21 protein-coding genes are annotated in these 21,819 nt (G+C 67.1%); 13 read left to right on the plus strand and 8 right to left on the minus strand.

All coding sequences use genetic code 11. From position 1 onward, the window contains the following. The first annotated feature begins 110 nt into the window (after positions 1-110). Genes ACFO0J_RS15435 through tadA form a run of 4 tightly spaced genes read left to right on the plus strand, consistent with a single transcriptional unit; the run spans position 111 to position 5,719 of the window. A complete protein-coding gene (locus tag ACFO0J_RS15435) occupies positions 111-1,757 on the plus strand; it encodes an acyl-CoA synthetase (protein ID WP_376813968.1) in 1,647 nt (548 codons plus the stop codon). Further along, on the plus strand, positions 1,757-3,376 hold the full coding sequence (locus tag ACFO0J_RS15440) for an NAD(P)H-hydrate dehydratase (protein ID WP_376813969.1): 1,620 nt from the start codon (positions 1,757-1,759) through the stop codon (positions 3,374-3,376). The genes ACFO0J_RS15435 and ACFO0J_RS15440 overlap by 1 nt, the downstream gene beginning before the upstream one ends. Continuing rightward, positions 3,364-4,212 (plus strand): HAD family hydrolase, encoded by an 849-nt coding sequence (locus ACFO0J_RS15445; RefSeq protein ID WP_376813970.1) that lies wholly within the window; start codon positions 3,364-3,366, stop codon positions 4,210-4,212. The genes ACFO0J_RS15440 and ACFO0J_RS15445 overlap by 13 nt, the downstream gene beginning before the upstream one ends. Before the next feature lies 1 nt (position 4,213). After that, on the plus strand, positions 4,214-5,719 hold the full coding sequence (gene tadA, locus ACFO0J_RS15450) for a tRNA adenosine(34) deaminase TadA (protein WP_376814177.1): 1,506 nt from the start codon (positions 4,214-4,216) through the stop codon (positions 5,717-5,719). Between the two features lie 16 nt (positions 5,720-5,735). Here tadA and ACFO0J_RS15455 read toward each other — a convergent pair whose 3' ends face one another. Continuing rightward, on the minus strand, positions 5,736-6,515 hold the full coding sequence (locus ACFO0J_RS15455; RefSeq protein WP_376813971.1) for an ATP-binding protein: 780 nt from the start codon (positions 6,513-6,515) through the stop codon (positions 5,736-5,738). A gap of 42 nt (positions 6,516-6,557) precedes the next feature. Continuing rightward, on the minus strand, positions 6,558-7,205 hold the full coding sequence (locus ACFO0J_RS15460) for an AlbA family DNA-binding domain-containing protein (protein WP_376813972.1): 648 nt from the start codon (positions 7,203-7,205) through the stop codon (positions 6,558-6,560). Between the two features lie 265 nt (positions 7,206-7,470). Here ACFO0J_RS15460 and ACFO0J_RS15465 point away from each other — a divergent pair, with 265 nt between their 5' ends. Together ACFO0J_RS15465 and ACFO0J_RS15470 are read left to right on the plus strand one after the other, a co-directional pair. Then, the gene (locus ACFO0J_RS15465) at positions 7,471-9,072 is read left to right on the plus strand and encodes an ABC-F family ATPase (protein WP_376813973.1); all 1,602 of its coding nucleotides are present in this window, start codon (positions 7,471-7,473) and stop codon (positions 9,070-9,072) included. Positions 9,073-9,137: 65 nt separating this feature from the next. Continuing rightward, a complete protein-coding gene (locus ACFO0J_RS15470) occupies positions 9,138-9,746 on the plus strand; it encodes an IMPACT family protein (protein ID WP_376813974.1) in 609 nt (202 codons plus the stop codon). A gap of 18 nt (positions 9,747-9,764) precedes the next feature. On the opposite strand, the gene ACFO0J_RS15475 is transcribed toward ACFO0J_RS15470, so the two are convergent. The 3 genes from ACFO0J_RS15475 to ACFO0J_RS15485 form a co-directional block, all read right to left on the minus strand. Then, complete coding sequence (locus tag ACFO0J_RS15475) at positions 9,765-11,264, minus strand: MFS transporter (protein WP_376813975.1); 1,500 nt, start codon at positions 11,262-11,264, stop codon at positions 9,765-9,767. Next, entirely contained in the window at positions 11,261-11,641 is a 381-nt protein-coding gene (trxA, locus tag ACFO0J_RS15480) for a thioredoxin (RefSeq protein WP_376813976.1), read from the minus strand. Before trxA ends, ACFO0J_RS15475 begins: the two co-directional genes overlap by 4 nt. An 82-nt stretch (positions 11,642-11,723) precedes the next feature. Next, complete coding sequence (locus ACFO0J_RS15485; RefSeq protein WP_376813977.1) at positions 11,724-13,016, minus strand: NCS2 family permease; 1,293 nt, start codon at positions 13,014-13,016, stop codon at positions 11,724-11,726. Between the two features lie 91 nt (positions 13,017-13,107). Here ACFO0J_RS15485 and tsaD point away from each other — a divergent pair, with 91 nt between their 5' ends. Continuing rightward, positions 13,108-14,154, plus strand: a complete 1,047-nt coding sequence (gene tsaD / locus ACFO0J_RS15490; protein ID WP_376813978.1) for a tRNA (adenosine(37)-N6)-threonylcarbamoyltransferase complex transferase subunit TsaD — start codon at positions 13,108-13,110, stop codon at positions 14,152-14,154. A 1-nt stretch (position 14,155) separates the two neighbouring features. Here the strand turns inward: tsaD and plsY are convergent, their stop codons facing one another. Further along, on the minus strand, positions 14,156-14,797 hold the full coding sequence (gene plsY / locus ACFO0J_RS15495; RefSeq protein ID WP_376813979.1) for a glycerol-3-phosphate 1-O-acyltransferase PlsY: 642 nt from the start codon (positions 14,795-14,797) through the stop codon (positions 14,156-14,158). 264 nt (positions 14,798-15,061) lie between these two features. Here plsY and surE point away from each other — a divergent pair, with 264 nt between their 5' ends. The 6 genes from surE to ACFO0J_RS15525 all read left to right on the plus strand — a co-directional run bounded on the left by surE (position 15,062) and on the right by ACFO0J_RS15525 (position 20,905). After that, complete coding sequence (gene surE / locus ACFO0J_RS15500) at positions 15,062-15,808, plus strand: 5'/3'-nucleotidase SurE (RefSeq protein ID WP_376813980.1); 747 nt, start codon at positions 15,062-15,064, stop codon at positions 15,806-15,808. Continuing rightward, positions 15,805-16,626, plus strand: coding sequence for a protein-L-isoaspartate(D-aspartate) O-methyltransferase (locus ACFO0J_RS15505; protein WP_376813981.1), 822 nt, complete (start codon positions 15,805-15,807; stop codon positions 16,624-16,626). The genes surE and ACFO0J_RS15505 overlap by 4 nt, the downstream gene beginning before the upstream one ends. A gap of 80 nt (positions 16,627-16,706) precedes the next feature. After that, the gene (locus ACFO0J_RS15510; RefSeq protein WP_376813982.1) at positions 16,707-17,504 is read left to right on the plus strand and encodes a peptidoglycan DD-metalloendopeptidase family protein; all 798 of its coding nucleotides are present in this window, start codon (positions 16,707-16,709) and stop codon (positions 17,502-17,504) included. Continuing rightward, positions 17,501-18,280 (plus strand): 3'-5' exonuclease, encoded by a 780-nt coding sequence (locus tag ACFO0J_RS15515; protein ID WP_376813983.1) that lies wholly within the window; start codon positions 17,501-17,503, stop codon positions 18,278-18,280. The genes ACFO0J_RS15510 and ACFO0J_RS15515 overlap by 4 nt, the downstream gene beginning before the upstream one ends. After that, positions 18,273-19,595: a 23S rRNA (uracil(1939)-C(5))-methyltransferase RlmD gene (gene rlmD / locus ACFO0J_RS15520; RefSeq protein ID WP_376813984.1), complete on the plus strand. Its 1,323-nt coding sequence runs from the start codon at positions 18,273-18,275 to the stop codon at positions 19,593-19,595. The genes ACFO0J_RS15515 and rlmD overlap by 8 nt, the downstream gene beginning before the upstream one ends. Before the next feature lie 158 nt (positions 19,596-19,753). Continuing rightward, entirely contained in the window at positions 19,754-20,905 is a 1,152-nt protein-coding gene (locus ACFO0J_RS15525) for an MFS transporter (protein ID WP_376813985.1), read from the plus strand. Between the two features lie 63 nt (positions 20,906-20,968). Here the strand turns inward: ACFO0J_RS15525 and ACFO0J_RS15530 are convergent, their stop codons facing one another. Together ACFO0J_RS15530 and ACFO0J_RS15535 are read right to left on the minus strand one after the other, a co-directional pair. Continuing rightward, positions 20,969-21,382, minus strand: a complete 414-nt coding sequence (locus ACFO0J_RS15530) for a type II toxin-antitoxin system VapC family toxin (RefSeq protein ID WP_376813986.1) — start codon at positions 21,380-21,382, stop codon at positions 20,969-20,971. Continuing rightward, positions 21,379-21,651 carry an antitoxin gene (locus tag ACFO0J_RS15535; RefSeq protein WP_376813987.1) on the minus strand — a complete coding sequence of 91 codons (273 nt, stop codon included), beginning with the start codon at positions 21,649-21,651 and terminating at the stop codon, positions 21,379-21,381. Before ACFO0J_RS15535 ends, ACFO0J_RS15530 begins: the two co-directional genes overlap by 4 nt. Between the last annotated feature and the right edge of the window lie 168 nt (positions 21,652-21,819).

A 21,819-nucleotide genomic window follows, 5' to 3' on the forward strand; every position in this document is an offset into this window, starting at 1 on the left:
TGCCCCTGCCGAAAGCGGGCCTGCCGCCGTGGCGCCCCGCTAAAATGAGCATCGACGCGCGCCCGCGCCCCGAGCGCGCCGGAACGCCCGATCGACACATGGAGACCCGCATGACTTCGATATACGACCAGGACCTGCCCCGGACCCCGGCCAACTTCGCGCCGCTGACGCCCCTGCTGTACCTGGAGCGGGCCGCCGAGGTGTATCCCGATCGGACAGCCGTCGTGCACGGGCAGGGTGACGCCGTCATCCGTCATACCTGGACCGCGCTGTACCGGCGCTGCCGCCGCCTGGCCGACGCCTTGACCAGGCACGGCATCGGCCGGGGGGACACGGTGGCGGTGATGCTGCCCAACGTGCCCGCCATGGTCGAGGCGCATTTCGGCATTCCCATGAGCGGGGCCGTCCTCAATACCCTGAACACCCGGCTGGACCCCGCGACCATCGCTTTCATGCTGGATCACGGCGAGGCGCGCGCCATCCTGGTCGATCGGGAATTCTCCCGCATCGTGAGCCAGGCCTTGGCGCTGCGCACTCGCACCGGCCCCATCCTGGTGGTGGACGTCGACGACCCCGTGTATGACGGCCCGGGCGAAGCCATCGGCACGCTGGACTACGAAGCGCTGCTGGCCGAAGGGGACCCGGCGTTCGCCTGGCGCATGCCGGATGACGAATGGGATGCGATTGCCCTGAACTACACCAGCGGCACCACCGGCAACCCCAAGGGCGTGGTCTACCACCACCGGGGAGCGGCCATCAATGCCGTGTCGAACATCCTGGAATGGGACATGCCTAAGCACGCGGTCTATCTGTGGACGCTGCCCATGTTTCACTGCAACGGCTGGTGTTTCCCCTGGACCGTGGCGGCGCGGGCCGGGGTCAACGTCTGCCTGCGGCGGGTCGATGCGGCGGCCATGGTCGCATTGATGCGCGAGCACGGCGTCACCCATTATTGCGGCGCGCCCATCGTCCAGAGCATGCTGGTCAACGCGCCGCAGGCCCTGCGCGACACGATCCCCGCCGGTATTCATGCCATGGTGGCGGGCGCCGCGCCTCCGGCTTCGATGATCGAGGGCATGGAGGCCCTGGGCATCGACCTGACGCACGTCTACGGCCTGACCGAAGTCTATGGGCCGGCCACGGTGTGCGCCAAGGACGCCGCCTGGGACGATCTGGACATCGGCAAGCGGGCCGAGCTCAACGCCCGCCAGGGGGTGCGCTACCACCTGGAAAAGGCCGCGACGGTGCTGGACCCGGCGACGATGCAGCCGGTGCCGGCCGACGGCGAGACCATGGGCGAAATCATGTTCCAGGGCAATATCTGCATGAAGGGCTACCTGAAGAATCCGCAGGCGACGCAGGCAGCTTTCGCGGGCGGCTGGTTCCATAGCGGCGATCTGGCGGTGATCTACCCGGACGGCTACGTCAAGATCAAGGACCGCAGCAAGGACATCATCATTTCCGGCGGGGAAAACATCTCTTCGATCGAGGTCGAGGACGTGCTCTATCGCCATCCGGCCGTGCTGGCGGCCGCCGTGGTGGCGCGGCCCGACGAGCGCTGGGGCGAGACGCCCTGCGCCTTCGTCGAACTCAAGCCCGACGCCCAGGTTCAGGCCGAGGACATCGTGGCCCACTGCAAGGCCCATCTGGCGGGCTACAAAGTGCCGCGTCACGTGGTGTTCGGTGAATTGCCCAAGACCTCCACCGGCAAGATCCAGAAGTTCGAATTGCGCCAGCGGGCGGCGCAGGCGGACTGATGTCTTCTCAGCACCCCTCGGGCGGATACGGCGGCGTCGCAGGGCAGGGCGGGACGCCCGGCGCCTTGACGCGCCTGTCGCCGCATGCGCTGCTGACGCCGGCGCAGATGGGCGCCGCCGACCGCGCGGCGCCGGCGGCCGGGGCGCCCGGCGCGCAGCTCATGGAGGCGGCGGGCGCCGCCGTCGCCCGGGCGATCCGCGAACACTGGCCGCCCATGCCCGTGTGCGTGCTGTGCGGACCCGGCAATAACGGCGGCGACGGTTTTGTCGTCGCGCGTCTGCTGAGGGACGCCGGCTGGCCGGTGCGCGTGGCGCTCTGGGGCGAACGCGCCGCGCTGCGCGGAGACGCCGCCCGGGCGGCCGGGGCCTGGACCGGTCCAGTCGAGCCCGCCGCGCCCGCATGTCTGGACGGCGCCGGCCTGATTGTCGATGCTTTGCTGGGCGCGGGCCTGGGCCGTGCGCCGGCCGGCGCCTTGGAATCCCTGATCCAGGCCGTCAACGCCGCCGCCGCGCCGGTCTGCGCCATCGACGTGCCCACGGGCCTGGACGGCGGCAGCGGCCGTTGTCCGGGGGCCGTCGTCCAGGCCGATCTGACGGTCACTTTTTGCCGCCGCAAGCCCGGCCATCTGCTGCTGCCGGGGCGCGCCTTGTGCGGCGCGCTGGTGTGCGCCGACATCGGCATGCCCGATGCGGCGCTGGCCCCCCTCGTCCCCGAGGCCCACGCCAATCATCCCGATCTTTGGCTGGACGTGTTTCCCTGGCCGCGCACCGACGGCCATAAATACCGCCGGGGCCATGCGCTGGTCGTGGGCGGCGAACGCATGTTGGGCGCCAGCCGCCTGGCTTGCCAGGCGGCGGCGCGCATCGGAGCCGGCCTGGTGACGCTGACGGCCCCGTCGTCCGCCTGGGCGATCCAGGCAGGCGCCCTGACCTCGGTCATGGTCGAGGCCCTGCCGCCGGACGGCGCGCTGGATCAGGTGCTGGCGGACCCGCGCCGCAATGCGCTGCTGATCGGTCCGGGGCTGGGACGTGCGCCCCAGGGGCGGCGCCAGGTGCTGGACCTGCTGGCGACCAGGCGTCCCTGCGTGCTGGACGCGGATGCGCTCAGCGTTTTTGCCGATCGGCCGGAGGCCTTGATCGACGCCTTGCACGGACAGTGTGCGCTGACGCCGCATGAGGGCGAATTCGCTCGCCTGTTCGATCCCGGGCCGGACGCGGCGCCGAGGGCAGGGGACGGCGCGCCGTCGCGGGCCGTTGGCGATAAACTGCAGCGTGCGCGGGCCGCAGCCCGGCGTTGCGGCGCGGTCGTGGTGCTCAAGGGGGCGGACACCGTGATCGCGGCGCCCGACGGCCGTTGCGTCATCAACGACAATGCGCCGCCGACCCTGGCCACCGCCGGGACGGGGGATGTGCTGGCGGGCTGCATCACGGGTTTGCTGGCCGCCGGCATGCCGGTTTTCCAGGCGGCCTGCGCGGCCGTCTGGCTGCACGGTCTGGCCGCCGGCCGCCTGGGCTGGGGCTTGCTGGCCGAGGACTTGCCGGGCGAATTGCCTGGGGCGCTGGCTGCTTTGGCCGATGGATATGGGACACACGACGGGACACACCTATGGCGGACGTGATCGCGCTGGTCTTCGATTTTGATGACACCCTGGCGCCGGACAGCACCTCGGGCTTTCTCCAGGAAATCGGCGTGGACGTGCCGGCCTTCTGGGGCGACCAGGTGGGTCCGCTGCTGGACCGCGAGGACTGGGACCCGGTCCCCGCCTACCTGTATCAGATGCTGGCCTTGTCCCGTTCGGGACGCCACGGTCCCATCACCCGCGATCGCCTGCGCGATTGGGGGTGGCGGCTGCCGCTGCATGAAGGCGTGACGACGCTGTTCGAGCGTCTGCGCACGCGCCTGCATCAGTCCCATCCGACCGTGCAACTGGAGTTCTATCTGATTTCCAGCGGCATCGGCGACGTACTGCGCGCCACGCCCATTGCGGGTGCTTTTTCCGACATCTGGGCGTCCGAATTTCATTACGGCGCCGATGGCGCCATCGAGTTTCCGCGCCGCGTGGTCAGCTTCACCGACAAGACCCGCTATCTGTTCCACATCCAGAAGGGCATCATCGGTCCGGGGTCGCGCAACAAACCGTTCGAGGTCAACCGCAAGGTCGATGCCGACAAGCTGCGCGTGCCCTTCGAGCAGATGATCTTCGTCGGCGACGGCTATACCGACATTCCCTGCTTCTCTCTGATCCGCCGCTCGGGCGGCGTGGCCTTCGGCGTTTGGGACCCGCGACACAAGGAAAAACGCAGCCGGGCCTGGGGCTTCATCGAGGACGGCCGGGTGTCCAATCTGAATCATGCCCGCTTCGGCGAGGACGCCGAGCTGTATCAACTGCTGGAGGCCGCCGTCGAAAGCCTGGCCTCGAAAATCGTGCTGCGCACGCGGATGTATCGTGGCTGAAATGTTGGATGACGACGGCGCCATGGCGCTGGCCCTGGACCAGGCCCGCCAGGCGGCGGCGCTGGGCGAAGTCCCCGTGGGCGCCGTGGTGCTGGACGCCGAAGGCCGCCTGCTGGCGACCGGCCACAACCGCACCATCCTGGACCGCGACCCCACGGCGCACGCCGAAGTCGTGGCCTTGCGCGCCGCCGCCCGCAGCCTGGACAATTACCGCCTGAGCGGCGCGCGCCTGTACGTCACGCTGGAGCCCTGCACCATGTGCCTGGGCGCCATGTTCCATGCGCGCCTGGCCGATATCGTCTATGGCGCGCCCGATCCCAAGACCGGCGCCTGTGGCGGCGTGATCGACCTGTCCGATCAGCCGCGCCTGAACCATCATGCCCGCGTGCGGGGCGGGGTCCAGGCGCAGGACTGCGGCGACCTGCTGCGTGAATTCTTCCGCGCCCGGCGCAAAGCCGCCCGCGCGATCCCTTCTTCTCCTTCCCAGGACCCTTCTGACATGCCTAAACAGAAACCCGCGCCCGCCCAGCCTGCGTCCCGTCCGGCTGCTGCCGGCGAACATACGCACCTGGTCTGCGGCGATCCCGATTGCGGCGAGCATCACGTGCACGAGCAGCCTTCGGGCATCTACCTGATCTCGCCCTCGGGCGCCGTGGCCGATCCCGCTAAGCTGGATCTGGCCATGGAGCGGCTGCGCGCCATGGGCTTTCGCGTCGCCGCCGACCGCACGGCCCTGGCCGTGCACGAACGCTTCGCCGGCACCGACAAGCAGCGCCTGGCGTCCATCCAGCGCGCCCTGAAGCAAAAGCATCCGGTCGTCATGGCGACCCGGGGCGGCTACGGCCTGAGCCGCCTGCTGCCGCACATCGACTGGCAAGCCGTGGCCGACAGCGGCAAGACCTTCATCGGCCAGAGCGATTTCACCGCCTTCAGCCTGGCCCTGCTGGCGCGCACCGGCGCGGTCAGCCTGGCCGGCCCCACGGCGGTCTTCGATTTCGGCGGCAAGAAAGTGGACGACCTGACCCAGGCCCTGTTCCAGGAAACCCTGTCCGGCGAACTGGAAATCCTCAGCTTCGAATCCCCGGACGCCGACCCGGTGGACGCGCGCGGCATTCTGTGGGGCGGCAATCTGGCCATGGTGGCCTCGCTGGTCGGCACGCCCTACCTGCCCGACATCCAGGGCGGCATCCTGTTCCTGGAAGACGTCGCCGAACACCCGTACCGCGTCGAGCGCATGCTGACCCAGTTGTGGCACGCCGGCGTGCTGGCAAAACAGCACGCCATCGTGCTGGGCCAGTTCACCGACTACCGCCTGGCGCCGCACGACGGGGGCTACGACATGCATTCCGTGGTGCGCTGGCTGCGCCAGACCGTGCGCGTGCCGGTGGTGACGGGCCTGCCCTATGGCCACGTCAAGGTCAAGGCCACCCTGCCGGTGGGCGCCCGCGTGGGCATCGCCACCGAGGACGGCATGGCGCACCTGGTGTTGCAGGAACACACGCACTGAGGGTTGAACGGCGGGTTCAGGCGACGGCGGCGTGGCCGTCCGCCGTCAAACGGTAACGCTGCAGGCGGCTGGCCGGTCTATCGGGCAAAGTCATTTCAATCAGCCCCATTTCCAGCAGCCGCCGGATCTGCTTGTGCAGCTCTCCGGAAACGGTTTTGTGCCCGAGGGCTTTGGCCAACTGGGCCTTGCCGGACTCGTGTTCTCTCAAGAGCAGAACGACTTTAGCCGCCAGTCTCGACTCTAGCCGTGACTCTAGCCGTGACTCTAGCCGTAAAGAGAGTAGGGCAGGGTTCGGGGGCGCGTAGGCGGGCCCGGATTCTTTGACCTGCATGGATTGAGGCGCTTGAGATAAGTAGATGCTCAGCCGCACACCGGTGGCGATTTCCGTCACGGTCGGCTCCGGCAGTCCCTGAGCGATGGCATCGTCAAAGATGCGTTTGACGCCGCTGCCCCACTGCTCGATCATCCCCAGTTCTCGAAATACGCGCGCGATGACGGGGTTGCGGATGCGAGAAACGCCGCTTTTCATGTCCTCCACGGTCATGCCGGGCAACAGCAGGCCTGGGCTTTCAATGTCGATGCGATCATCGAAGAATGCGATGCGGATCGGGGCGCCGCGCTGGGAATAGTCGCTGTGCACCAGGGCGTTGACGATGGCTTCGCGCAGGATGGTCAACGGGATGCTCCAGATGTCTTCGCGGCGCATGGCGCCGAAGCGCGCGCTTTTAAAGGCATGCTTTTTCAGAAAGAATTCAATGGCATCCACCGCCTGCGGCAGGTGTTCGTGGATTTCCACCTGATCGAAAATATGGACCTTGTCGATCCCCAGGAATCGTCCTCATTGCACCCAAGCGTCTGGAAAATGGTGTTCCCTGTCCTTGCCGAAGAGCAGGACGGCCCCCTGGGTGGGCACCAGGCGGTTCTGCTCGCGGCGGACCAGTTTCAGTGTGGCCAGTGATTTTTCGTTCAGGGTCCGCCGATCGCCAAACAGCGTTTGAGCCGCCGCCAGATCCAGGTCCGCCAGATCGAGTTCCGGCATGGGGATTTCATCGAACACCACGCCTTGTGCGGATCGTCGCAACTCGGCGATCAGATCAGGCCCCGCCTGGCGGTTGCTGGATCCCAGGCGCACATAGACACCGTGTTCGGGACCTTGGGCTTTGACATGATGAGGACGGTTGTTGCTGGGGAACACTTCGACGGCCAGGACGGTCAAATCCCCCTGGCTGATCAATTCCACGCTGGGGACCAGCCTTGGGGCGATGGAGTCCGCGATCAAATTGCAGACGCGCTCTTCCTCGTCCAATGGATCGGTGATCCCGATCAGTCGCCGTCCGTCGTCCGCGCCTATGATCAAACGGCCGCCGGCTGAATTGGCAAAGGCCACCAGCGTTCTGATCACGTTGCGCGGAGAGGACAGATCCCGTTTGAACTCCAGCGTTTTGCCTTCAGGTGTCTGCAGCAGATCGTCCAGCGGGTTGTTCATGGCTGCCCTTGTCTTGATTATCAGCCGTCCGTCACATCATGGTTCCGAGGCCTTTGGAAGGTAGCTGAGGGCAGTGCGGGGTGTCAAACGGCCTGTCACGGATTTGTTGTGCGGACGAACCGTCGCCACTGGCACGCTTTCGGTTTCGTGTGCGAAATCGACGTCTTGATTGCGCCGCTGCGTGCCGGCCGTATCCTGGGCGACGTCTCCAGCCTACCTGTTAAACTAGCAGGTTGTTTTAATTCCACTTTTTCCCGCCACCACCGTGATCTCCACCAATAATCTCACCATCCAGTTCGGCTCCAAACCCCTGTTCGAGAACGTCAGCGTCAAGTTCGGCGACGGCCACCGCTATGGCCTGATCGGCGCCAACGGCTCGGGCAAGTCCACCCTGATGAAGATCATCGGCGGCGACCTGGAGCCGTCCTCGGGCAACGTTGCGCTGGATCCCGGCGTGCGCCTGGGCAAACTGCGCCAGGACCAGTTCGCCTTCGAGGACGTGCGCGTGCTGGACGTGGTGATGATGGGGCACGTGGAAATGTGGCAGGCCATGGCCGACCGCGACGCCATCTACGCCAACCCCGAGGCGACCGAAGACGACTACATGCGCGCTGCCGAACTCGAAGGCAAGTTCGCGGAATACGACGGCTACACGGCCGAGGCCCGCGCCGGCGAGCTGCTGCTGGGCCTGGAAATCCCCGTCGAGCAGCACCAGTTGCCCATGCGCGAGATCGCCCCGGGCTGGAAGCTGCGCGTGCTGCTGGCGCAGGCGCTGTTCTCCAATCCCGACGTGCTGCTGCTGGACGAACCCACCAACAACCTGGACATCAACACCATCCGCTGGCTGGAAAACGTGCTGAACGGCTACGACAGCACGATGATCATCATCAGCCACGACCGCCACTTCCTGAACGAAGTCTGCACGCACATGGCGGACCTGGACTATGGCGAACTGCGCGTCTATCCGGGCAATTACGACGAATACATGCTGGCGTCCACCCAGGCGCGCGAGCGCCAGGTGGCGGCCAATGCGCGGGCCAAGGAACGCGTCACCGAACTGCAGGACTTCGTGCGCCGTTTCGCCGCCAACAAGTCCAAGTCGCGCCAGGCCACGTCGCGCCTGAAGCAGATCGACCGCATCAAGTCTGAGACCGTGCAGGTCAAGCCGTCCTCGCGCCAGAACCCCTACATCCGCTTCGAGGTCAACAAGGTCCTGCACCGCCAGGCTGCGCACATCGAAGAGCTGTCCAAGGCCTACGACCGGCCCATCATCAAGAACCTGAACACCATGATCGAGGCCGGCCAGAAGGTCGCCATCATCGGCGCCAACGGGGTGGGCAAGACCACGCTGCTGCGCCTGCTGGCGGGCAATCTGGCGCCCGATGAAGGCCATGTGCGCTGGTCGGAAAACGCCGACGTGGGCTATATGGCCCAGGACGTGTCCGACCAGTTCGATTCCGACCGCGACCTGTTCGACTGGCTGACCGACTACCGCCAGCCGGGGGACGAGGATCAATCCATCCGCTCCGTGCTGGGCCGCCTGCTGTTCTCGGGCGACGAGATCACCAAGGCCGTGCGCGTGCTGTCCGGCGGTGAAAAGAACCGCATGAGCTTCGGCCGCCTGATGCTGGGACGTCACAACGTCATGCTGATGGACGAGCCCACCAATCACCTGGACATGGAATCCATCGAGTCACTGCAATACGCGCTGGAACAGTACCAGGGTACGCTGGTGTTCGTGTCGCACGACCGCCAGTTCGTGTCGGGCGTGGCGACCCGCGTGATCGAGATCCTGCCCGACGGCGGCCTGAACGATTACCCGGGCACCTACGAGGAATACCTGGCGTCCCAGGGCATCGAGGCCTGATTCATGGCGGGGCGTCGGCCTTGGGCCGTTCTCAGGCTGGATGAACGGCCGGGACGGGCGTACGCATGCCGCACACCCTGACCGCCGCCGTCCGGCACGAGGCCGACGTCCGCAAGAGCCGCTTTCTGGCGCTGGCGGCGCCCATCGAATCGCCCGAGGCCGCGCAGGCCTTTCTGGAGACGTCCCGCGATCTCCAGGCAACCCACAACTGCTGGGCCTGGCGTTATGGGTCGCACTATCGTTTCAGCGACGACGGCGAGCCCGGCGGCACGGCCGGCCGGCCGATTCTGCAGGCCATCGAATCCCAAGGGTACGACCGCGTGGCGGTGCTGGTGATCCGCTGGTTCGGCGGCATCAAGCTGGGCACCGGCGGCCTGGCGCGCGCCTATGGCGGCACGGCCGCGGAATGTCTGCGGCTGGCGGACCGGGTGGAATTGCGCGAAGAATGCCAGGTGCTGTGCGATTGTCCCTATGCCGACATGGACCGTGTGCAGGCGCGCCTGCTGGCGGCCGGCGCACGCATCGAGCACGCGGAATTCGACGGCCGGGGCGTGCTCTGGCGCCTGCTCGTGGCGCGCGCCGACGTGGCCGCGCTGGAAGCCCTGTACACCGACCAGACCCGGGGGCAGGGCGAGTGGTGCGTGCTGGAAGCCGACGGCGGACCGGCCGCTTGATCCGTCGCCGTTAAAAGCTCAGGTGTTTTGAGTCGCCGGACCGCTGGATCGGTCCTGAATCACGCCGGGGCGCTGGCGATCCCGCTGGTCCTTGATCGCCACCCGCAGCGCGATCAGGACGATGATCGAGATCACGGCCAGGCCGGCCGCCATCGCGGTCGGCCACGAAGACCGGTTCAGAATCCAGAAAACGACCGCCGTGATCAGGGCGATACCCACGGAAGTGCCGATGCGCTGGCCCGTCTGCATGATGGCCCCGGAACTGCCCGCGTAATCCAGCGGCACGTCCATCAGCGTCAGCGCCTGATTGGGGCTGATCACCAGGCCCTGGGCCACGCCGATGAACGACAGCGTCAGCAGCAGCCACCAGGCGCTGGCCAGATCGTACGCCTGCAGCCCGACCACCACGCCGCTCAGGACCAGCCCGGCCAGGGCCAGCAGCAGCCCGATGATGACGATCCGGCGGCCATAGGCCATCACCCGGCGGCCGGCCCAATCCGAGGCCCAGGACGACAGCAGGGCGGCGGGAATGCCGAACAGGCCGGACAACAGGGCCGACATGCCCAGGCCTTCCTGGACGTACAGGGCGACCAGCACCCAGACGCTGGTCATCCCCAGAAAATACAGCGCCATGATCAGCACGCCGTTGCTGAAACTGGCGGTGGAAAAGATCCGCAGGTCGACCATGGGGCTGAGCCCCCGGCGCGTCGCGCGGCGCTCCCAGGCGATCCAGGCGGCCGTCAGGCCCAGGCTCAGCGGCAGCAGCAGCCAGGTCAGCGGCGATGCGTGGGATTCGACGAAGGGATACAGAAAGGCCAGCACCGCCAGCCCCAGCAGCAGGGCGCCGAAGGGATCCAGGGAGCGCCAGCCCGAGGCGGATGAAGCCGATGCGCTCGGCCAGCGGATCAGCGGCCGCGGGAACCACCTGAAACCGAGCACGAGGATGACGAGGCCGATCGGGACGTTGACCAGGAACGTCAGCCGCCAGCCCAGCTCCAGGCCGCCCAGCTCGATCAGCAGTCCGCCGAGCGCCGGGCCGATGGCCACGGAAAACCCCACCGCCGTGCCGAAATAGCCAAAGGCGCGGCCGCGCTCCGCGCCCCGGAAATAATGCTGGATCATGCCCAGGCCCTGCGGATTGAGCAGGCCCGATCCCACGCCTTGCACGAAACGCGCGCCGTTCAGCCAGGTGGCGTCCGGCGCCAGCCCCGCCGCCACGGAGGCCAGCGTGAACAGGGCCACGCCGATCAGGAACAGGCCGCCGCGCCCCATCAGGTCGCCGGCGCGCCCGGCCGCGACGAGCACCACGCCGAAGGTCAGCGCATAGCCCGACAGCACCCACTGCATGTCGGATTGCGTGGCATCGAGCGCGACGTGGATGGAGGGCAGGGCGACGTTGACGATGCTGACCCCGATCAGGGACATGAAGATCGTGGTCAGCAGGACGGCCAGAATGCGCCATCGGCCGGGATCCGGCCGATGGGACTGCGCGGGGGTGGACGCGGAAGACGAGGTCAATGCGTCGTGGACGAGGCTTTTTCCTGCGCGGCGATTTCCGTGTGAACCTGGGCCATGTCCACGGCCTTCACCTGGGTCAGCAGCTCTTCAAGCTGCGAGGCGGACAGCGCGCCGGCCTGCTGGAACAGCAGCACGTTCTCGCGGAAGACCATCAGGGTCGGAATGGAGCGGATGCGCAGCGCGGCCGCCAGTTCCTGCTGTTCCTCGGTGTTGATCTTGGCGAAGGTGACGTCCGCGTGCTTTTCAGCCGCAGCCTCGAAGGTCGGGCCGAACTGGCGGCAGGGGCCGCACCAGGGGGCCCAGAAATCGATGATCAGGGGCTGATCGGCCTGGGTGGCGGCCTGGAAGGTGTCTTGGGTGAGTTCAATGACGCTCATGGGGACTCCGGAATCGGATCAGGGCGGCAGGATGCCGCCCGGGATGCTCTGTAGGTGGGGACGATGAGCGGGATTGCAAGGATTACGCCGGGAACAGCGCGTACTTGATCACGAACAGCACCGCGACCAGCAGGGTGGCCGGGTGGATGTCGCGGAAGCGCCCGGACAGGGCCTTGATCGCCACGTAGCTGATGAAGCCGAAGGCCAGGCCGTTGGCGATCGAGTAGGTCAGCGGCATGGCGATGGCTGCGATGGCGGCAGGCACCGATTCCGTGATGTCGTCCCAGTCCACGTCCACCAGTTCGCGCAGCATCAGGCAGGCCACGTACAGCAGGGCCGGCGCCGTCGCGTAGGCGGGCACGATGGCGGCCAGCGGCGACAGGAACAGCGCCAGCAGGAACAGCACGGCGATGGTCAGGGCCGTCAGGCCGGTGCGTCCGCCCGCCTGCACGCCCGAGGCGCTTTCGACGTAGGCGGTGGTGCTGCTGGTGCCCAGCATCGAGCCCGCCACGATGGCGCAACTGTCGGACAGCAGGGCGCGGCCCAGGCGGCCGGGGTTGCCCGGGCGGATCAGGCCGGCGCGGGTGGCCACGCCGATCATGGTGCCGGTGGCGTCGAACACCTCGACCAGCACGAACACCAGGATCACGTGGAAGAAGCCGGTGTTCAGCGCCCCCATGATGTCCAGCTTGAAGAAGGTGGGATCCAGGCTGGGCGGCGCCGAGAAGATGCCCTGGAACTGGGTGTGGCCGGTCAGGATCGACAGGATGGTGATGGCCAGGATGCCGATCAGGATGGCGCCCCGGACCTTCAAGGCGCCCAGGGCGGCGATGATGAAAAAGCCCAGGATGGCGAACAGGGTGGGGGCGTGGGTCAGATCACCCAGGCCGACCTTGGTGGCCGGGTTGGCGACCACGATGCCCGCCGAGCCCAGGGCGATGATGCCCAGGAACAGCCCGATGCCCGCCGCGATGGCGGATCGCAGCGAAGGAGGAATGCCTGCGACCAGCCATTCCCGGGCGCCGGTCACCGTCAGGATCACGAACACCACGCCGGAGATGAAGACCGCGCCCAGCGCCTGCTGCCAGGTGTAGCCCATCTGCGCCACCACGGTGAAGGCGAAGAAGGCGTTCAGGCCCATGCCCGGCGCCATGCCGATGGGCCAGTTGGCCACGAGGGCCATGATGAGCGAGCCCAGGGCGGCGGCCACGCAGGTGGCGACGAAGACCGAACCCTTGTCCATGCCGGTGCTCGACAGGATGTCCGGGTTGACGAAGACGATGTAGGACATCGTCAGGAAGGTGGTGAGACCCGCCAGTATTTCCGTGCGGACGGAGGTGTCGTGGTCCCTGAGCTTGAAGAACTGTTCCAGCATGGTGTCTCCTCTCTTGTTGGGTACAGCTTCGCCATTCTAAAACCCTTTCAGCATCAGTTGTAAGAAAGAATCAGCGGTAAACTGGCGCCCTATGTTGATCATCGGATTCGAGAGCTCCTGCGACGAGACCGGCGTGGCCGTGGCCTGCACCGAGCGCGGCCTGCTGGCGCATGCCCTGCACAGCCAGATCGCCATGCACCGGGACTACGGCGGCGTGGTGCCGGAACTGGCCTCGCGCGACCATATCCGCCGCATCGTGCCGCTGACGCGCCAGGTGCTGGACGAGGCCGGGGTGCGGCCGGACGAGCTCGATGCGGTGGCCTACACGGCCGGTCCCGGGCTGGCCGGCGCGCTGCTGGTGGGGGCGGGTTTTGCCCGGGCCTTTGCCTGGGCGCGCGACCTGCCCGCCATCCCCATCCATCACCTCGAGGGCCACCTGCTCTCGCCTCTGCTGGCCGATGCCGTGCCCGAATTCCCCTTCGTGGCGCTGCTGGTGTCGGGCGGGCATACGCAATTGATGCGGGTCGATGGGGTGGGGCGCTACGAATTGCTGGGTGAGACCCTGGACGACGCGGCCGGCGAGGCCTTCGACAAGAGCGCCAAGCTGATGGGCCTGGGGTATCCGGGCGGACCGGAGCTGTCGCGGCTGGCCGAATCCGGCGATGCGCGGGCCTATGCGCTGCCGCGCCCCATGCTGCATAGCGGCGATCTGGATTTCAGTTTCAGCGGCCTGAAGACGGCGGTGCTGACCCGTATGCGGGCCTTGCAGGACGAGGGCCGCGCCACTGATCACGCGGCTCGCGCCGATCTGGCAGCCTCGACCGAGGCCGCCATCGTCGACGTGCTGGCGGCCAAGTCCTTGCAGGCGTTGCGCCGCACGGGTCTCAAGACCCTGGTGGTGGCGGGCGGCGTGGGCGCTAACCGGCACCTGCGCGTGCGCTTGCGCGAGGCCCTGGACGCGATGGGCGGGCAGGTGTATTTCCCGCCGTTGCACTTGTGCACCGACAATGGCGCCATGATCGCCTGGGCGGCCGTGCTGCGGCTGCGCGCCGGTCTGGTCGACCTGCCGTCTCTGCGCGGCGACGCGGCCTTCGAAGTGCGGCCCCGCTGGGATCTGCGGGACGTCTGCGTCGCCTGAATTATTTCTTCTTGGTCCCGATCCGGCTTTCTTTGCCCGCCAGCAGGCGGGCGATGTTTTCTTTGTGGCGCGCCAGCAGCAGGACGCTGATGATCACGATCACGGAAATGGTCAAGGGGTCCGCACGCCAGGCCACCTTGTCCCCCAGGATGTAGTAGAAGGGGGCGAAGATGGCCGCCAGGATCGCGGCCAGGGACGAATAGCGCGTCACCAGCGCCACGATCAGCCAGGTGGCGGCCGTCGCCAGGGCCAGCCAGGGCTGCAGCGCCAGCAGCACGCCCAGGGCCGTCGCCACGCCCTTGCCGCCGCGAAAGCCCAGGAACAGCGGGTACAGGTGGCCCAGAAAGGCCCCCAGGCCGGCCAGGGGGATGGCGGCCTCGGGCAGCAGACCGCGCTGCACAGCCCAGAAGGCCAGCGCCACGGCCAGCCAGCCCTTGGCGGCATCGCCCAGCAGGGTCAGAATGGCGGCCGGCTTGTTGCCGCCGCGCAGCACATTGGTCGCCCCCGGGTTGCCCGAACCGAAGCTGCGCGGGTCCTTCAGGCCCATGGCGCGGCTGACCACGACGGCGAAGGGCACAGAGCCCATCAGGTAGCCGATGAACAGGGCGACGGCCACGCCGAGGATGGAAACGAAAGGAGTCATGGTAGAAGGGCGGCAGTGGGTAAGTGATGGGCGCATTTTAAAGGAACCCCTGAACAAGTCCCCGCGCCGCGTTCATCTGCGGACTCGGGCGGTCTGCGGCGTTGCTCATCCTCGCCATAGCGACGGCTATGGCTGCGGTTCGCGCCTTGCATCCCATCCCGATCCGCAGCGCCCGCTTTCCGCTCGACTTATTCAGAGGTTCCTTCAGCGCCGCAGGGCGCGGGTACAATTCGCACCATCCGGTTTCAGGCAGGAATGAAGAAAATGCGCATCCTGGTGTCCAACGACGATGGCTACAACGCAGCGGGGATCGAGGCCCTGGTCGCGGCACTGCGGCCGCTGGGCGAGGTCACGGTGGTGGCCCCCGAGACCAATTGCAGCGCCGCGTCCAATTCACTGACGCTGCGCCGCCCCCTGTCGGTGCGTCAGGCAGCCAACGGCTTTCACTACATCAACGGTACGCCTTCGGATTGCGTCCACGTGGCGCTGACGGGGCTGCTGGGCTTCAAGCCCGACCTGTTGGTCTCCGGCATCAATAACGGCGCCAATATGGGTGACGATACCCTGTATTCGGGTACGGTGGCCGCCGCGATGGAAGGCTACCTGTTCGGCGTGCCGTCCATGGCTTTTTCCCTGGTGGACCGCGAATGGCGCAATCTGGACTGCGCCGCCCAGGTGGCGCACGAACTGGTGGTCCGGTTTCGCGACCGGCCCTGGAACGAGCCGCTGCTGCTCAACGTCAACATCCCGGCCGTGCCTTATCGCGATCTGGCGGGCTTTCGCACGACGCGGCTGGGACGCCGCCATCCGGCCGAGCCCGTCATCCGCAGTACCACGCCCTATGGTGAAACCGTATACTGGATCGGCCCGGTGGGGCGCGCGCTGGACGGCGGCCCCGAGACGGATTTCGGTGCGCTCGAAGCGCATGCCGTGTCGATGACGCCTTTGCGCGCCGACCTCACCGATCACGCGCGGACCGACGCGGTCGCGCGCTGGATGGAAGCCCGATGAACAAACCGCGTCATCCGCTGGACAAGCCGGCCCGCAGCACGCGCACCGCCCCGACGGGCTCTGCGCTGGGGCCCGGCTATTCGGCCGCCAACAGCAATACGCGCATCCACGGACCGCGCCCCTTCACTTTGCCGCAAGCTCCGATTCGGACGCCCGCCGCGCCCGCGGCCAATCTGGGCTTGAATTCGGACCGGCTGCGCCTGCAGATGGTGCACCGCTTGCGCGAGCAGGGCATCACGGATGAACGGGTGCTGTCGGCCATGCAGGCGGTGCCGCGCCACCTGTTCGTGGATCAGGGGCTGGCCAGCCGGGCTTACGAGGACGCGGCCTTGCCGATCGGCTATGGCCAGACGATTTCCCAGCCCTGGGTGGTGGCGCACATGCTGGCCGTCATGAGCGATGGCCGCACGCCTGCGCGGGTCCTGGAGATCGGTGCGGGCTGCGGTTACCAGGCCGCCGTGCTGGCCCAGTTCGTCCCCGAGGTCTACGCCATCGAACGGGTGCGCGGCCTGTACGATCAGGCCCGTCTGAACCTGGCGCAAGGGCGTGCCCGAGGCCGGGTTCGCCTCAGTTTCGGTGACGGGATGCAGGGGCTGGAACACCGCGCGCCCTTCGATGGCATTGTCGTGGCCGCCGCGGGGGTTAAAATCCCAGAAACTTTGCTGCATCAGTTGGCCGTGGGGGCGCGTTTGATCGCCCCGGAAGGCACAGCGCATCAAAGGCTGATTCTGATCGAGCGGACCGGTCCGTCGTCCTGGCACCGGCTCGAGCTCGAAGATGTCCGATTCGTACCGCTGCGTCCCGGCACGCAGACTTAAGTTAGTAGGAGAACCACATGCTCGATGGGACGCTGGTGACAGATGCTCCGTTCACCCAATCGCCACACACCGGGCGTTTTTTGTCATATCGCCGTCCCAAGGCCGCTCTGCTGCTGACGGTGCTGCTGTCGGTCGCCGTCCTGTCGGGCTGCGCCTCGCGTTCCGCGCGCGCGCCCGTCTCCGATCATTCCAGCGGCACGGCCACGACGGCGGGCGCTCAGGCTGCTTCAGGCACCTACGTCGTGCGCGCGGGCGACACGCTGTACAAGATCGCCCAGGCGCATGGCATGGAAGTCTCGCGCCTGTCGCAGTTGAACAACATCACCAATCCCTCTCAACTGGCCATCGGCCAGGTCCTGCGCCTGGACAGCGGCACCTCGATGCCTTCTTCGGGCGCCACAACCTCGCCGGTCAAGACGACGCCGCCCCCGGCCGGCAGCGAGACTGCCGGCGCCACGGCGGGCGGTGCGGCCGCGCCGGCCGACACCTCGGCGGCGCGCGCCAGCGATGCCGGCGTGATCGCCTGGAGCTGGCCCAGCAACGGCAAGATCATCCAGGGCTTCAACGCCACCACCAAGGGCATCGACATCGAAGGCTCGGTGGGCGCGCCCGTGACGGCCGCTGCCGAAGGCAAGGTCATGTACGCCGGCAACGGCGTGCGCGGCCTGGGCAATCTGATCCTGCTGGGCCACAGCAACGGTTTCATCACAGCCTATGCCCACAATCAGTCCCTGCTGGTCAAGACCGGCGAATCCGTGAAGAAGGGGGCGAAAATCGCCACCCTGGGCCAGAGCGACACCAGTTCGCCGCGCCTGCACTTCGAGATCCGCCGTCGCGGCACGCCCGTGAACCCCTTGTCCTACCTGCCGGCGCGATGATCCCGACGCTGGTCTTCGACCTGGAAACGATTCCGGACGCGGACGGCCTGCGGCGCCTGAATCCGCAGTGGGCCGATCTGCCGGATGCCGACCTGATCGAAGCCGCGCTGGCCCAGCGCCGCGAGACCCACGGCAACGATTTTCTGCCCCTGCATTTGCAGAAGATCGCCGTCATCGGCTGCGTGTTCCGCGACGACCAGGGCTTTCGCGTGCGGACCCTGGGCCAGGCCGACGATCCCGAAGAAACCCTGATTTCCGGGTTCTTCAAGACCGTCGGCCACTACACGCCCACCCTGGTCAGTTGGAACGGTTCGGGCTTTGACCTGCCGGTGCTGCACTATCGCAGCCTGATCCACGGCGTGGCGGCGCCGCGCTACTGGGACACCGGCGAGGACGACCGCGATTTCCGCTTCAACAACTACCTGAACCGCTATCACACCCGCCACGTCGATCTGATGGACGTGCTGGCCAAATTCAACGGCCGCGCCAATGCGCCGCTGGACCAACTGGCCAAGCTGTGCGGCTTTCCCGGCAAGCTCGACATGGATGGCGGGCAGGTCTGGCAGGCCTGGCATGCCGGGGACCGGGACCACGTGCGCAACTATTGCGAGACCGACGTGGTCAACACCTGGCTGGTGTATTGCCGCTACCGCCTCATCAAGGGCGAACTGGACGCCACCGCCTACGCGGCCGAACTCTCGCTGGTGCGCGACACCCTGGCGGTGATCGACGCGCCCCACTGGAAAGAATTCCTCTCTGCCTGGCATCATGGTTGAACCCATTCTGTTGACCCTGGACATCGAGTCGCTGGATCTCGAGGGACAGGGTATTGCCCATCACGAGGGCAAAGTCGTCTTTACCGAGGGCGCGCTGCCCGGCGAACGGGTCCTGGCCCGCGTGAAGCGGCGCAAGCCGTCCTTCGACAAGGCCAAGGTCGAGCGCGTCCTGCGGCCGTCTTCGCAGCGCACCCAGCCGCCGTGCCCGCATTTCGGGGTCTGCGGCGGTTGTGCCATGCAGCACCTGGAGCCGGCGGCGCAGATGGCCGTCAAGCAGCGTTCCCTGGAAGACGCGCTGGAACACATCGGCAAGGTCAAGCCGCAGCAGATCCTGCCGGCGCTGCAGGGGCCGACCTTCGGCTACCGCCATCGCGCCCGCCTGTCCGTGCGCCTGGTGCAGAAAAAAGGCGGCATGCTGGTGGGCTTTCGTGAACGCGGCAGCAGCTATGTGGCCGATATGCAGACCTGTCTGGTGCTGCCGCCGCACGTCTCGGCCTTGCTGATGCCGCTGCGCACACTGATCGGCGGCCTGTCGCGGCCCGACCGCATGCCGCAGATCGAAGTCGCCGTGGGTGACGAGTCCACCGTCTTCTGCCTGCGGCACCTGGAACCCTTGACGCCGGACGACCTGGAACGCCTGCGTGCCTTCGGCGTCCAGCATCGCATCGACTGGTGGCTGCAGCCCAAGGGACCGGAAACCGCCCATCCCCTGGACCCGGACCGGGCCGACGTGCTGGCCTATGCGCTGCCGGCCTACGGCCTGCGGATGCATTACCGGCCGGCCGACTTTACCCAGGTCAACCCGTACATCAACCAGGCCTTGATCGCGCGGTCGCTGACCTTGCTGGACGTCCAGCCCGGCGACCGTGTCGCCGACCTGTTCTGCGGGCTGGGCAATTTCAGCCTGCCGCTGGCCACGCAAGGCCGCGCGGTCGTGGGCATCGAGGGCAGCGCCACGCTGGTGGCCCGCGCCCGCGAAGACGCCGCCCGGCAGGGCCTGGCGGACAAGGCCGAATTCACTGAACTCAATCTGTTCGAGGTCGATACCGACTGGTTGCGCGGTCTGGGCCATTTCGACCGCATGCTGATCGACCCCCCGCGCGAAGGCGCGCTGGCCGTGGCGCAGGCGCTGGCCGCTTTGGCGCCGGACGAACGTCCGCGCCGCATCGTGTACGTGTCCTGTAATCCCGCAACCCTGGCGCGCGATGCCGGGATGCTGTGCCATGTGGGGGGATGGACATTGAAGGCCGCGGGTGCGGTCAATATGTTCCCGCACACGGGACACGTGGAGTCGATCGCGGTTTTCGAACCCTAGGGGAATCTCTGAACAAGTCCTCACGTCGTCCACCTCGCCGCTTGCAAGCGGTTCGGATTCGTCAAGCACGGAGCAGTCCGCAGGGACTGCTCCGTGTCCGGTCTCATCCTTCCGTTGCGGCCGCCGACGGAAAGTGCGCTATTCCGCGCACGGTCTGGATGTTGGGCCTGGTCAGCCTGTTCATGGACTTGTCGTCGGAGCTGATCCACAGCCTGCTGCCGATTTTCCTGGTGTCGGGCCTGGGGGCCAGCGTGCTGGCCGTCGGCGTCATCGAGGGCGTGGCCGAGGCCACCGCGCTGATCGTCAAAGTCTTTTCCGGCGCCATCAGCGACTATCTGGGCCGGCGCAAAGGCCTGCTGCTGGCGGGCTATGGCCTGGCGGCCCTGAGCAAGCCCCTGTTCCCCCTGGCGCACTCGGTCGGCACAGTGTTCGCCGCCCGCTTCATCGACCGGATCGGCAAGGGCATCCGGGGCGCGCCGCGCGACGCCCTGGTGGCCGACGTCACCCCGGCGGAAATCCGCGGCGCGGCCTTCGGGCTGCGCCAGTCCATGGACACCGTGGGCGCGGTCCTGGGGCCGGGCCTGGCGGTCGTCCTGATGCTGGTTTTCACCGACATCCGCCATGTCTTGTGGTTCGCCGTGGTCCCGGGCGTGATCGCCATGGGGCTGCTGTTCTGGGGGGTGCGTGAAGCCCGCCCGGACGCGGGCGAGGGCCGATCGTTCCGTTCTCCCATTCGCTGGCGCGCGGCGCGCGATTTCAGCGTCGCCTATTGGCGGGTGGTGGCGATCGGCACGGTGTTCACGTTGGCGCGCTTCAGCGAGGCCTTCCTGATCCTGCGCGGACAGGACATGGGCCTGAGCGCCGCCTGGGCGCCCGTCGTGCTGATCGTGATGTCGCTGTTCTTCACGCTGTCGGCCTACCCGGCCGGCTGGCTGTCGGACCGCATGCCGCGCACCGTCATCCTGGCGGTCGGCCTGGTCCTGCTGGTGCTGGCGGACCTGGCGCTGGCGGTCACCAGCGGCGGCGTCTGGCTGCTGCTGGCAGGCGCGGCGCTGTGGGGGCTGCACATGGGCTTCAGCCAGGGCATTCTGTCTGCGATGGTGGCCGACACGACGCCCAAGGACATGAAGGGCACGGCCTTCGGCATCTTCAATCTGGCCAGCGGCGTGTGCATGCTGCTGGCCAGCGTCCTGGCCGGCTGGCTGTGGCAATCCTGGGGGCCGTCCGCGACTTTCCTGGCCGGCGCCGTCTTCGCGGTGCTGGCGCTGCTGGGGCTGGGGGTGCCGGCGGGGCGGGGGCGGGCAGCGTAGAGAGGGCTGCTGATCGTCCCGGACTGGCGTGCAGCCGGCCTATGCGTTTGAGCCCACACGGCGTCAATCCGTCGTCCAGTCTTCGGTGCGAAGGCCCGGCACGCGGCGAAATTCGCCGGTGTTATGGGTGATGAGGGTTGTGTTAGTGATCAGCGCGTGCGCGGCGATTTGCGTGTCCAGCGCGCCGATGGGCGTGCCGGCGCGTTCAAGCCTTGCCCGCACGGCGCCGTAGGCGTCGGCCGCCGCCATGTCCCAAGAAAGCGTGGTGATGCCTTGCAAGAACCGTTCGACCTCGCGTTCGAGTCTTGTGGCTTCAGGCAGCAGGCGAGCCACTCCGTAGCGCAACTCGGCACGGGTAATGGCGGAGAGGCAGACGTTCGAGACGCTTTCACGCCGTAACCGTTGTTCCAGGCGAGAGTAACCGCCGCGCAGTAAATAGCTGGCGATATTGGTATCCAGCATGTAGTGTGGTTTCATGTCGCGTCCTTGGTTGGTTCGGCGACAGCCCAGGAGCGTGTTTGCTGAGGTGGCTGACGGCGATCGGCCAGAAAGTCGGCAGGCACAGCATCGAGATCGCGTTGAGCCAGGAACTCGTCCCACGACGTCCAGCCGGAACGGCTGGAGAGAATAACGTCACCGGTCAAGGGATCGCGGCGGATGAAAACCTCGCTGCCCTCGAAGCGGAACTCGGCGGGCAGCCGCACAGCCTGGCTGCGGCCATTGATGAATAGTTTGGCGGTTTGCATGACGAACCTCCTGAGTGTAGGGAGGGTTGGTGGTATATATCGTAGTATATACTTCACGAGTCCTCGTCTGAATGTCCGAGCAGTTCATGTTTTGGTGATGAGCCCTTCAAAAGGTCAGGATAAAGGATGGCAGCCGGGATGAGCCGACGTGTGATCCGTTTTATCCAT

This window comes from Castellaniella hirudinis, from assembly GCF_042651965.1.
Classification (GTDB): domain Bacteria; phylum Pseudomonadota; class Gammaproteobacteria; order Burkholderiales; family Burkholderiaceae_B; genus Castellaniella; species Castellaniella hirudinis.